The 12,440-nt window shown below is 43.3% G+C and carries 10 protein-coding genes and 1 riboswitch; of the genes, 1 reads left to right on the top strand and 9 read right to left on the bottom strand.

The annotated features are described in order from the left end of the window. From RCH62_RS07745 to RCH62_RS07705, 9 genes are all read right to left on the bottom strand, one after another. Positions 1-491 (bottom strand): branched-chain amino acid ABC transporter permease (locus RCH62_RS07745; RefSeq protein WP_306474963.1); only part of this gene is annotated, 491 nt, incomplete at its 3' end. Positions 492-572: 81 nt separating this feature from the next. Next, entirely contained in the window at positions 573-1,730 is a 1,158-nt protein-coding gene (locus RCH62_RS07740) for an ABC transporter substrate-binding protein (protein WP_006595827.1), read from the bottom strand. Positions 1,731-1,822: 92 nt separating this feature from the next. Further along, positions 1,823-2,107 (bottom strand): DUF2129 domain-containing protein, encoded by a 285-nt coding sequence (locus tag RCH62_RS07735; RefSeq protein ID WP_048689712.1) that lies wholly within the window; start codon positions 2,105-2,107, stop codon positions 1,823-1,825. A 130-nt stretch (positions 2,108-2,237) separates the two neighbouring features. Beyond that, a complete protein-coding gene (locus RCH62_RS07730) occupies positions 2,238-2,828 on the bottom strand; it encodes an ATP-dependent Clp protease proteolytic subunit (protein WP_023024046.1) in 591 nt (196 codons plus the stop codon). Positions 2,829-2,990: 162 nt separating this feature from the next. After that, positions 2,991-3,620, bottom strand: a complete 630-nt coding sequence (upp, locus tag RCH62_RS07725; RefSeq protein ID WP_048689715.1) for a uracil phosphoribosyltransferase — start codon at positions 3,618-3,620, stop codon at positions 2,991-2,993. Between the two features lie 100 nt (positions 3,621-3,720). Beyond that, positions 3,721-6,381 (bottom strand): magnesium-translocating P-type ATPase, encoded by a 2,661-nt coding sequence (gene mgtA, locus RCH62_RS07720; RefSeq protein WP_154853523.1) that lies wholly within the window; start codon positions 6,379-6,381, stop codon positions 3,721-3,723. A 223-nt stretch (positions 6,382-6,604) separates the two neighbouring features. Next, positions 6,605-6,759, bottom strand: a riboswitch (M-box (ykoK) riboswitch). 41 nt (positions 6,760-6,800) lie between these two features. After that, the gene (locus RCH62_RS07715) at positions 6,801-7,970 is read right to left on the bottom strand and encodes a MalY/PatB family protein (RefSeq protein WP_154853525.1); all 1,170 of its coding nucleotides are present in this window, start codon (positions 7,968-7,970) and stop codon (positions 6,801-6,803) included. Positions 7,971-7,979: 9 nt separating this feature from the next. Beyond that, positions 7,980-9,074, bottom strand: a complete 1,095-nt coding sequence (locus RCH62_RS07710) for a cystathionine gamma-synthase (protein ID WP_129270239.1) — start codon at positions 9,072-9,074, stop codon at positions 7,980-7,982. A 139-nt stretch (positions 9,075-9,213) separates the two neighbouring features. Next, on the bottom strand, positions 9,214-10,842 hold the full coding sequence (locus RCH62_RS07705) for a polysaccharide biosynthesis protein (protein WP_154853528.1): 1,629 nt from the start codon (positions 10,840-10,842) through the stop codon (positions 9,214-9,216). Between the two features lie 86 nt (positions 10,843-10,928). On the opposite strand from RCH62_RS07705, the gene RCH62_RS07700 reads away from it, so the two are divergent. Then, complete coding sequence (locus RCH62_RS07700) at positions 10,929-12,374, top strand: UDP-N-acetylmuramoyl-L-alanyl-D-glutamate--L-lysine ligase (RefSeq protein WP_129270235.1); 1,446 nt, start codon at positions 10,929-10,931, stop codon at positions 12,372-12,374. Positions 12,375-12,440: the final 66 nt, after the last annotated feature.

Genomic DNA, 12,440 nt, shown 5'->3' with positions numbered 1-12,440 from the left:
GCTTTCCCCATCTTTGTCTTTTGGATAATAAATTGAAGAGCGACCATCAAGAAAATAGACACTCCTAAGATCATCAACTGAATGTTGGAGATCGAAATAGGACCAAAGTTGTAACGAACAGTTTCAATGACTTGCGGGAAGGAACGGGTATTGGCCCCTACAAAGAAGACCATCCCATATTCAAGCAAGAAGGAAACCCCGATGGCTGTGATCAAGGCTGCAATCCGAGTCGAATGACGAAGCGGACGATAAGCCAGATATTCAATCACAACCCCTAAAATAGCTGTCCCGACCATAGCTAGAAGCAAGGCTACAAAGAAGTTAACTTTCAATGAGTTCAATAAGAAATACCCCATAAAGGCACCTACCATGTAGATATCCCCATGGGCAAAGTTGATCAATTTGATAATTCCATACACCATAGTATAACCAAGGGCCAAGAGTGCATAGACACTTCCCAAGATTAGACCGTTCACTAATTGCTGGAGCATTTGAACCATCCTTTCTAATAATAAAGAGCGAGGCCAGGAATTTTCATTCTCCCAGCCTCTTGTACAAACAACAAATGATAATTAAGGTTTAACCGACTCAACTGACTCAACTTTACCATCTTTTAAGCCAATCATAAGTGCAGATTTAACCGGATTATGGTCTTTGTCAATAGACATTGTACCAGTAACACCTTCCAAGTCTTTCAACTTCGCAAGGTTGTCTTTCAATTCGACAGAGTTCTTAGCACCTTTAGATGCTTCTGCAACCATGTAAACTGAATCATACGCCAAAGCTGCAAACATTGAAGGTTCTTCGTTGTATTTTGCTTTATAAGCTTCTACGAATTTTTTGGCTTTATCAGTCATTTCACCTTCAGTAGAGAATCCAGCTACGTAGTAGATGTCTGTAGCTGCAGCAGGTGTTGCTTGTTCAACGAATTTAGCATCGCTAAATCCATCACCACCAATGATTGGTTGTTTGATTCCCATACCACGTGCTTGGTTTACGATTTTACCAGTTTCAGTGTAGTACCCTGGAAGGACAATCGCATCGAAGTCTTTGTCTTTGATTTTTGTAAGAGCAGCTTGGAAGTCTGTATCCTTAGATTGGAAAGTTTCTGTTGCTACGATTTCACCTTTATAAGATTTCTTAAAGGCTTCAGCAATCCCTTTAGCATAGTCAGATGAATTATCGTAGTAAAGAACAACTTTCTTCGCTTTCAAGTTATCCGTTGTATATTTAGCAATGATTTGTCCTTGGAAGCTATCGATGAAGGTTGCACGGAAAAGGTAATCTTGACCTTTTGTCAAATTATCTTGTGTTGCTGATGGTGTTACCAATGGAACACCTGCTTTACCAGCATTCGCAACAGCTGCGGCAGTGGCACCTGAAGTAGCAGGCCCTACAAGAGCGTTCACTTTTGATTGAGTGACAAGGTTTGTAGTGATTGTAGCTGCTTCAGCTGTTTCAGATTTGTTATCTTTGTCTGTGACAACAATCTTCTTACCATCAGCTCCACCATTAGCATTGATTTCATCAACGGCTAATTGAGCACCTTTTTGTTCAGCACTACCATATGCTGCTACTTCACCAGTTTTTTCAAAGTTAAAACCGATTTTTAGTTCTTTGCCGATTTCGTTACCAGTTGTGTTTGAACCTGAAGTTGAAACTTCACCACAGGCCGCAAGAAGAGCGACACTTGCAATTGTTAAAAATGAAAGAGCAAATTTTTTCTTCATTTGTAATAATCTCCTTAAATAATCTTAAAATAAATACATATTAAGAATATACCGAATTATCTGACAATTGTCAATATAAAAAACGCAATCCTTTAAATGATTGCGTTTTCTACTTGTGTTTCATCCTGTTGACGATGCAAACTTCCTACAAAATCACGATCCAATTCTTGAATATGGCAAATTTGAACCTTCTTTACAAAGCGTTCTTTTTTTAATTGTTGCATAATTTCAAGAACTTGAGGACTATCGACATAGACCTGGACATAGCGCATTTTTTTGGAATGATAGATCACATCCCCAATTTCCTGTAATTTCTTTGCATCTCGATTATAATACAATTTTACAATTAAGCCTGTTCTAGCTTGCTTCTCAAACATACACAATCCCTTTCTGCTTCTGTTACAAGTATAGCAAATTTCAGGTAAAAATACTATCTTTTTCTAGAAAGTAAAGAATGTCCTAAAAAACCTCTCCTGTCAAAGGAGAGGGCTGGATGGTTAAGATTTCTTATCCGAGATTGTTGTTAGCCATGATTTCATCGATGAAACCATAAGCTAAGGTTTCTTCTGCAGTCATCCAATTATCCCGTTCTGCATCAGCGTGGATTTTCTTGATGGTTTGACCTGAATTTTCTGCCAAGATTTTTTCCAATCTGTGACGTGTTTTCAAGAGGTGTTCTGCTGCAATGGCCATATCCGTTTGTTGAGTACCGCCACCAGTACCACCCATTGGTTGGTGGATCATGTACTCAGCATTTGGCAACATGAAGCGTTTGCCTTTGGCACCACTTGATGCAATCACAGTCCCCATTGAAGCTGCCATCCCCATGACGATGGTTTGGACGTCTGATTTGATAAAGTTCATGGTATCGACGATTGCCAAACCTGCAGAGACAGAGCCTCCTGGCGTATTGATATACATATAGATATCTTTGGTATTATCTTGGGCATCCAAGAAGAGCAATTGGGCAATAATCGAATTGGCCATTTGGTCTTCTACCGGTCCTGTCACCATGATAATACGGTCTTTTAAGAGGCGTGAGTAAATGTCGTATGAGCGTTCGCCACGACTAGTTTGTTCAATTACTACTGGAATCATTCATTCATCTCCTTTTATCCATTATAACCGGCACCATCTCACGAGTTTCATCCGGTTGATTCGAGAGGCTAGCTCTCCTTCCATTCTTTATAAAAGCTATTATATCCCATTGGTCAACAAAGGTCAAATTTTCACTTTCCTAAAGATGGATTGGAAATGTGCTTATTTGGTACCAAACAAACGGTCCCCAGCATCACCCAAACCTGGAACGATATAGCCGTTTTCGTTGAGGCGTTCATCCAAGGCTGCAGCAAAGATTTCGACATCCGGATGAGCTGTTTGAAGTGCTTCCACTCCTTCTGGTGCTGCAACCAAGCAGACAAACTTAATATGGCTTGCACCACGTTTCTTTAATGAATCGACCGCTAGGATTGCAGATCCCCCAGTCGCCAACATTGGGTCTACCACAAAGATTTGACGTTGGTCGATATCTTCTGGCAATTTCACCAAGTATTCAACTGGTTTCAAGGTTTCTTCATCCCGGTACATTCCGATGTGACCAACTTTAGCAGCGGGTACCAAACTCAAGAGTCCGTCTACCATCCCGATCCCTGCACGAAGGATTGGAACAATCGCTAGTTTTTTACCAGCAATCTGTTTTTGAACTGTTTTTGTAATTGGTGTTTCGATTTCTACATCTTCAAGAGGAAGTTCGCGCAAAACCTCGTATCCCATCAACATAGCAATTTCATCTACTAATTCACGAAAAGCCTTTGTAGAGGTATCAGTCCGACGCAAAATAGACAATTTATGCTGAATCAGTGGATGTTTAATAACTTCAAGTTTTCCCATTGTGGTTCCTTCTTTCTCTATATTCATCTTATTATATCAAAAAGGAAGAAAAAGGCCTACAAATATGCAAACCTTTTCTTTTCTTATTTTAATGACTATCTTATAGCCACTCCTTGTACTTGCCAATATAATAGTGTTTGACCAGGGTGACACTTGCCATATAAAGGAAGAGGATTCCCGCCAGTAATAGGAAGTAAAGACTATTTAGTGGCGCTACTTTCAACAAGGAAGCCAGTGGGCCATATGGTAGGAAGGTCACAAAGAGGGCCCCCAATAAAGTCGTTGCCATGACTGCAAGGGCTGGCCAACTTTGAACAAAAGGCAATTTTGGAGAGCGGAGCATATAGATGACCATAGTTTGGGACCACATGGACTCGATAAACCAGCCGGTTTGAAAGAGCATGATGAAGAGTCCCGCACTGTCTGCTCCATGGACATAGCCATAGCCTGTAATCATAGGTACGATGATAAAGTAGAGAGCGATAAAGGTCAAGATGTCAAAGACAGAGGAAATAGGACCAAACCAGGCCATAAAGCGGGTAATGGATTTTGCTTCCCAAATCCGAGGTTTCTTCAAGAAGTCCTTATCCACTCGGTCAAAAGGCAAGGCGATACAGGAAAGGTCATAAACCAAGTTTAAAACGATGAGATGGATGGGGGCCATTGGAAGAAAAGGAAGGAAAATACTAGCAAAGAGAAGAGAGAAGATATTTCCGAAATTAGAAGAAACAGTCATCTTGATGTACTTGGTCATGTTGGCATAAACTTTGCGGCCTTCTACCAAGCCTTTTTCGAGGACCATCAAGTCTTTATCCAGAAGGATAACATCTGCTGTTTCTTTGGCAATATCGACAGCTGTATCAACCGAAATCCCCACATCTGCCACTTTCATAGAAGGAGCATCGTTGATCCCATCTCCCATATAGCCGACCTTGTGGCCATTTGCTTTGAGTTGCAAGATAATGCGTGCTTTTTGATCTGGAGATAATTTTGCAAAAACGGTGGTGGTTTCTACTGCTTGGGCCAAGTCTGAATCAGAGAGACTGTCGATATCGCTACCCAGCAAAATGCGGTCAACATCCAGTCCCACCTTTTCACAAACCGCTTGGGTCACTTTCTCATTATCACCCGTAAGGATTTTAGTAGCAACTCCGTATTCCGCAAGGGTATTGATGGCTGGTGCTGCGGATGGTTTTGGTGGATCCAAGAAGGCTAGGTAACCCGTCAAGATCATGTCTGCTTCATCTGCCACTTCAAAGGCATAGCCTTCCTCAAGATTTGATTTGTAACTAACCCCTAGCACGCGCAAACCTTGTTCATTCAGTTGAGCTACTTCTGCCAAGACGTCTTCCCGCACTTGGTCTGTCAGGGGAATAATCTCATCCTTGTATTCCACATAGTTAGAGACTGCTAGCATTTCTTCCAAGGCTCCCTTGGTGACCATGCTCACGACTCCCTCCTCATCTTTGACAATGACACTCATCCGCCGGCGTTCAAAGTCAAAAGGCAATTCATCAATTTTTTGGAAGCTTTGGTCCAAGCCTCTGACAATCTCATGTTTCTTAGCTTCTCTTTCTGTCCGACTGATAATGGCCCGGTCCATCAAATTTTTTAGGCCGGTTTGGAAGTAAGAATTGAGATAGGCCCGACGAAGGACAGACAAATCCAAGTCCCCATGAATGTCGAGGGGGTATTCGAGTACAATCTCATCTTGGGTCAAGGTTCCTGTCTTGTCCGTACAGAGGATATCAATAGCGCCTAGATCTTGAATAGCGTTGAGCTTTTTGATGACCACCTTTTCTTTGGCCATGATAATGGAACCCTTGGCCAAGCTGGCTGTGATAATCATTGGGAGCATTTCCGGAGTCAAGCCCACCCCTACACTGAGGGCAAAGACCCCTGCTTCCAGCCAGTCCCCATCTGTCAAACCATTGATAAAGAAGACGATGGGTACCATGACCATCATGAGTCGGATCAACAACCAAGAGATGGTGTTCATTTCTCGTTCAAAAGAGGTTGGTTCATCATACGTATTGATGGTTTGCTCAATCGCTCCCATCATGGTTTCATCCCCAACGACCAAGACCAAGGCTGTTGCTCGACCCGAGATGACATTGGTCCCCATGAAAGCTAGACTTTCACTCTCCAAAAGACTGTCCAGATTTTGGCCACTTGCTTTTTTCAAGCAGACTTTTTCGACAGCATCGCTCTCTCCAGTCAAACCGGATTGTTGGACGAAGAAGTCTCGTGAATCCAACAAGACCACATCTGCTGGGATCATGTCGCCTGCACTCAGTTTGATCAAGTCTCCCACCACAATCTCATCAATGGGAATTTCTTCTTCCTTGCCTTCTCTAATCACTGTTGCTGTATTGACAATCATGCGAGAAAGGTTGCTAGCAGCCTTGTCACTTCGCAATTCTTGGATAAAGCGAATCCCTCCAGAGAGAAGGACGAGAACGACGATGATGAGAGAGGTCGTTGGATCTTCCTCACCTGGTTTGGCTAACCAAACATTGGTCACCAGAGAAACAAGAGCAATGAGCAGTAAGATGACTGTGAAGGGATTGATGATGGATTCAACAATCCGTTTCCAGATAGAATCATCTTGCCCCTTTGTGAGGACATTTTCTCCATAGCTATCCCGGTTTTCCTCTACTTGGTCTTCCGTCAAACCAGACCAGCTAGATTGATAGGTTGCTAAGGTTCTTGTTTCTACATCTTGCAATGCAGCTATGAGTCTTTCTTTTGTTGTTTGCATTGGAATCTCCTTTTAAATCAGGAGCCAAACGCTTATAGAGTCCCGATGACACAAATCAGCGATTGGCTGGCTATGTGCGGTTCGGGATGATCGTCGATTTGTATCATAGTGTTCTCCTTTTCTACTTGATAGGTGAGAGGCTTCTTAAGCATAAGAAAAAAGCCCTCCCCTTTTATAGGTAGGACTCATTAAACTCGTCGTTTATTTTTTAATAAAAATTCTCAAAAAATAGACCGTCCAAGCTTTAGCTCCGCAAGGCAATGAAATGAGCTTAGTCTTGACCTTTGCGATCAGGACTGTTGACCAACGAGTAGTGTCTCCACTGCTTTGCGGTAGTCATCCGTATCCTTGTGGTAGCCTCACCTACCGTTATTCCCCTTGAGTATACTCCTCCCCTATAGAAAAGTCAACCCTTAAAATCAACCTTTTTTAGGAAAATTTGTTACGATCCGATCGACAATCTCTTGGACTAGGGTTTTCGGAGCTGCCACATTCAAACGGGCATGTTGCTTCCCTTCTACTCCAAAGTCTGTCCCTTTATTAAGGATGACCTTAGCCTGGTCATGAAGTCGAGCATGGAGTTCTTCCTCTGACAAACCGTAGGCAGAAAAATCAAGCCAGAGCAGATAGGTCCCTTGCGGTTTCATCACACCAATGTCTGTCTGCTCACGCAAAACTTCTACAGTGTAGTTGATATTTTCTTCCAAGACTTCCTTTAAGTCCTCTAACCAAGCCTTTCCATTCTGATAGGCTACTTCGGTGGCGATAAATCCAAGGGCAGAAATTTCATGTTGATTGTTTCGCAACTGCTGAGCTTGGAAGGATTTTCTTAGTGCATCATTTTCGATGATGGCATAGGAATTTTTTGTCCCTGCGATGTTGAAGGTTTTGGTCGCACTCGATAAGACAAGGGTGAAGTCCTTAAAGCTTGGATCTACCGTATTAAAAGAAACGTGCTGGTGCCCAAACAATACCAAATCTTGGTGAATTTCATCGGAAACAAGCAAGACCCCATATTTTTGACAGAGGCGACCAATCTTTTCTAGGACTTCTCGTTCCCAGACGCGACCGCCTGGATTATGAGGATTGCACAGGATGTAGAGCTTGACTTGGTGCTCCACAAAGTCTTTTTCCAATTGCTCAAAATCAATTTGGAAAAGTCCATCCACTTCTACTAAGGAATTGGTCACTAATTTGCGTTGATTGAGGCGGACGCTACGGGCAAAGGGTGGATAGACTGGCGTATTGATGAGAACAGCCTCTCCTTCCTTAGTGAAAGCCTGAATAGCCGTTGAAATAGACGGAACCACACCTTCCATAAAGACAATGGCTTCCTTCTCAAACACATATCCATGCTCTGACTTTTCCCACTCCTGAACAGCTCGGTAAAGCTCTTCACTAGGATAGGTGTAGCCGTAGACTAATTGATCCGCGTAATTTCGAATGGCTTGTCGAACCGCAGGTAAGGATTCAAAATCCATATCTGCAATCCAGGCAGGAAGAAGTTCTGGATCTTGCTCTGACTCCTTCCACTTGCTAGTATGATGCCCCAAACGATTAGGGACAGTCAAAAATTGTTCTTTTCCCATGATGGACTCCTATCTAGCCAATGCTTGTTCTAAATCCTCAATCAAATCTCGCGCATCTTCAATTCCGATGGAAAGGCGAAGCAAGTCATCCGTTAACCCATAGGAATGACGAACCTCTGCAGGAATATCCGCGTGGGTCTGTGTAGTTGGGTAGGTAATCAAACTCTCCACTCCACCTAAGCTTTCTGCAAAGGTTAAGACTTGCAAGTGGTTCAAAATGGTTGGAATCTTTTCTTGGTGGCTTACTTTAAAGGAAACCATGCCTCCCTTGCCAGTATACAAGACTTCCTTAACAGCTGGATGCCCCTTCAAGAATTCCACTACCTTCTTCGCATTTTCTGTAGAGCGCTCCATACGAAGGGCTAAGGTTTTTAAACCACGGATCAATTGGTAGCTGTCAAAAGGAGAGAGAACAGCTCCAGTTGTGTTTAAGTTATAAAAGAGTTGCTCATAAAGGCCTTCATCATCAGTCACCACAACACCAGCCAAAACGTCATTATGACCTGCTAGATACTTGGTCGCTGAGTGGAGGACGATGTCTGCTCCTTCTTCAATTGGACGTTGGTAGATAGGGCTATAGAAGGTATTGTCTACAATCACTTTTGCCCCTTTTTCATGAGCGAGTTTAGCTAATTTCTGGATGTCAAACTCCAGCATGAGTGGGTTGGTAGGCGTTTCAATATAGAGAATATCCACCTCTCCCTTCAATCCTTCTACCAATTCTTCTTCTGAATTTGCATAGGTAAAGAAAAAGCGTCCTTCTTGTTCCATTTGGTTGAACCAGCGGAAAGAGCCTCCATAAAGATCTCTTACTGCCAAGACCTTACTGCCAACAGGAAAAATACTAAAGGCTAAGACAATGGCAGACATACCTGAGCTCGTCACCAAGGCATGCTCTGCACTCTCAATAGCTGCCAAGGTCTTTTCAGCGTTTACCCGAGTCGGATTCTTGGTACGGATATAGTCAAAACCAGTAGATTGACCAAACTCTGGATGCTGGTAAGTGGTTGAAAAATGAAGCGGAGTAATCAAAGCCCCTGTTGCTGGATCCGACTTGATTCCCGCTTGAGCTAGGATGGTGTTAATATTCTTTTTGTGACTCATACAAACCTCCAATGGACGTAAATTCAATTGTCTCTATTGTATCACTTCTTTAGATGATTCGGTTTTTCCTTTTTCAAGAGCTAGATATAGCTTCAAACTATAATGAAAAAAGAGGTGGGATAGACCCAACCTCTACTGGTTATGAAATATGAAATTTATTTCGAAGACTGGCTGCCTTGCTACCAATGAAGCGATCTAAGAAACGAAGACGAAGACCGAGGCCACCGTATACGACGATTCCCACACCACCAATCAGAGCTACATAGAGCATGCTGGTCACTCGACCATTTGGTTTGATCACCATGCCGAGGATAAAGCCTGCAACTAGGACTACCAAGAGCATAATCAAGGTGAGAATGGCTGTCAATAAGCTTCGTTTGAAGACTGTCTTGCGATTGAAATGAGTCACCTGATGAATTTCCTTGTACATAAGAACAATCGGAATCATGAGGCCAATCGTAGTAGAAAGAAGAGGACCATAAGCCTTAAAGAGATAAATGAACGGTACTTGGAGAATCAGTTTTACCAATACTCCATAACCAAAGTAAAGAATCGCCTTCCGATTTTGGAAAAGAGCCTGGATCATTGGAGAGAGAACCGTATACAAGCCTAGAATGACCGTTTGTAACATGGCTAGGATAAAGAGTCCCAAAGCCAGGGAATCTGGTTTCCCGTAAAAGACCGTATAGAGAGGCTCTGCAATAGCTACAGCTCCAATCGTCGCTGGAAGCAAGAAGGCTACTAGCATGGTCAAATTATCTTGAACCAGCTTACCTGCAGCCCGGAAATCGCCCTTGACATAGTTCTCTGTAAGGAGAGGGATTCCCACCCCACCGATCGATGTCGCAACTGCAATTAAAATCATGGTGATCTTGTTCGGATTCGCTGAGAAGTAGCTGAACTGAACCAAAAGCTCTGAACGAGTGAAGTTGGTGAACCAAGACATGACATTGCTATAGGTCATCTGGTCGATAATTTGAAAGAGTTGAATGGCTGATCCTGTCACAATGAACGGAATCGCTTCACGAATAGTATCCCACAAGAGAGCCTTGGTATCAATCTGGCTATCAGACTCCGGGCGATGAATAATGTGCTGTAGAAGTCCTGTTTTCCAGAGGTAATAGACGAGGACTAGAAGACTCGCTCCCATCCCAATAAAGGCTGCAAAAGTGGACTGGGTCACGGCTTCAACGTAATCACCTGAACCGACCTTCATAATGAAGTAGGCTGTCAAGAGCATCCAGATAACCCGAATCACTTGCTCAGCAATTTGACTGATAGCATAAGGTTTCAGATTGTTATGCCCTTGGAAGAAGCCACGAATGACACTCATGGAAGGGAAAATGAGGACCGCCCAAGATAAGCTCTGCATGACAGGGATTAGGTCTTTCCCACCTCCTGATAGGTTTGCAAAGACTGGGGAAAGCACATACATGATAATGGCAAAAATCAAGCCCAATAAAGACATGAACTTAAGGAAGCCACGAATCATGGCAAAACTGTGCTCTTCTTGTCCCTTGGTATTATACTTAGCGACTTGCTTAGCGACTGCTACTGGGACACCTGCTGTTGAAATCAGCAAAAACCAAGCGTAGATATTGTAGCCCATAGTGAAGAGACCGTTTGCCTCTGCTCCATGTTTACCCATCCAGATATACCAAGGGATGATATAGGCCGCACCCAAGAGACGACTAATGAAATTGCTAGCTGTTAACCAGACTGTACCTCGAAGCATCTGGGCCTGTTGATTACTTGTTTCGTTACTCATATGTTTCCTCTACTTTATAGTCTTCTTTCATTATAAACTTTTCCTTTACACTTGTAAAATAAGGTCTTTCAGTTTAAAATAGGATTATGATAAAGATAGAAACTGTACTAAACATTTTAAAAGAGGATCACAACTTTCGTGAGATCCTACAAGACGGAGAATACCACTATTCAGCAAGTGGTGTTTCTTTTAATCAAATAAGCTACGATAGTCGAAAAGTCAACTCCGAGACCCTCTTTTTTGTCAAGGGGGCAAATTTCAAGAAGGAATTTTTGGAGCAAGCGATCGAGCAAGGTCTCCAGTGGTATGTCGCTGAGCAAGACTTTGAGGTCAGCATCCCAGCCATTATCGTTACGGATATCAAACAGGCTATGAGCTTGATTGCCATGGAATTCTATGGCCACCCTGAGCGCCAGCTAAAACTCTTAGCTTTTACAGGGACCAAGGGCAAAACGACTTCTGCTTACTATGCCTACAAGATTCTTGAGCAAGGACACCGTCCAGCCATGCTATCCACTATGAACACAACCTTGGATGGCAAGACCTTCTTCAAATCAACCTTGACCACTCCAGAAAGCATTGATCTTTTTGAAATGATGGCCCAAGCAGTTGCCAACGATCGGACCCACCTGATTATGGAGGTTTCTAGCCAAGCTTATTTGGTGAAACGGGTTTACGGTCTGACCTTTGATGTCGGTGTCTTCCTCAACATCAGCCCTGACCATATTGGACCAATTGAACATCCAACCTTTGAAGACTACTTCTACCACAAACGTCTCTTGATGGAAAATAGCCGTGCTGTTGTTGTCAATAGCGATATGGATCATTTTGAGATTCTTGCGGAGCAGGTCGCGGAGCAAGACCACGACTTCTACGGCAGTCAATCAAGCAACCAAGTCCAGAACTCAAAAGCCTTTAGCTTTTCTGTCACTGGTAAGCTGGCGGGAGATTATGATACCCAGCTCATCGGTCACTTCAACCAAGAAAATGCTGTGGCTGCAGGTCTTGCCTGCCTTCGCCTAGGAGCGAGTCCCGAGGATATCCAAAAAGGGATTGCTAAGACGCGTGTTCCTGGCCGAATGGAAGTCTTGACTCAGAAAAATGGAGCCAAGGTCTTCATCGACTACGCCCATAATGGAGATAGCTTGAAAAAGCTGCTCTCAGTAGTTGAAACCCATCAAACGGGGACCATTTCACTAGTCCTTGGATCAACCGGTAATAAGGGAGAAAGCCGCCGCAAGGACTTTGGCATACTCTTAGAAGACCATCCTGAGATCCAAGTCTTCCTCACAGCGGATGATCCCAACTATGAAGATCCTTTGGCTATCGCTGAAGAGATTAGCAGTTTCATCACGCGCCCTGTCGAAAAAATCGCAGATCGCGAGCAAGCCATTCAACTAGCTATGGCAACGACCAGCAAGCCTGAAGATGCCGTCATTATCGCCGGAAAAGGAGCTGACTGCTACCAAATCGTCAATGGCGTAAAAGAAGAATATCCAGGCGATGCCGCCATCGCTGAACGTTACCTATAATCAAACGAAAGAAGAGGCTGGGACAAAAGTCCTAGCCTCTCAATTGTCTTTGGATTGTCGAGCAAG

Origin of the sequence: Streptococcus sp. (assembly GCF_030825805.1) — a bacterium.
Taxonomy (GTDB): domain Bacteria; phylum Bacillota; class Bacilli; order Lactobacillales; family Streptococcaceae; genus Streptococcus.
The sequence above is the reverse complement of the archived record's forward strand: the minus strand, read 5'-3'. Positions and strand labels throughout refer to the sequence as shown.

Coding starts and splice junctions, on each gene's coding strand:
- RCH62_RS07705 (WP_154853528.1), bottom strand. CDS start 10,842: ATGAGTAACGAAACAAGTAATCAACAGGCCCAGATGCTTCGAGGTACA.
- RCH62_RS07710 (WP_129270239.1), bottom strand. CDS start 9,074: ATGAGTCACAAAAAGAATATTAACACCATCCTAGCTCAAGCGGGAATC.
- mgtA (WP_154853523.1), bottom strand. CDS start 6,381: ATGCAAACAACAAAAGAAAGACTCATAGCTGCATTGCAAGATGTAGAA.
- RCH62_RS07700 (WP_129270235.1), top strand. CDS start 10,929: ATGATAAAGATAGAAACTGTACTAAACATTTTAAAAGAGGATCACAAC.
- RCH62_RS07735 (WP_048689712.1), bottom strand. CDS start 2,107: ATGTTTGAGAAGCAAGCTAGAACAGGCTTAATTGTAAAATTGTATTAT.
- RCH62_RS07715 (WP_154853525.1), bottom strand. CDS start 7,970: ATGGGAAAAGAACAATTTTTGACTGTCCCTAATCGTTTGGGGCATCAT.
- RCH62_RS07730 (WP_023024046.1), bottom strand. CDS start 2,828: ATGATTCCAGTAGTAATTGAACAAACTAGTCGTGGCGAACGCTCATAC.
- upp (WP_048689715.1), bottom strand. CDS start 3,620: ATGGGAAAACTTGAAGTTATTAAACATCCACTGATTCAGCATAAATTG.
- RCH62_RS07740 (WP_006595827.1), bottom strand. CDS start 1,730: ATGAAGAAAAAATTTGCTCTTTCATTTTTAACAATTGCAAGTGTCGCT.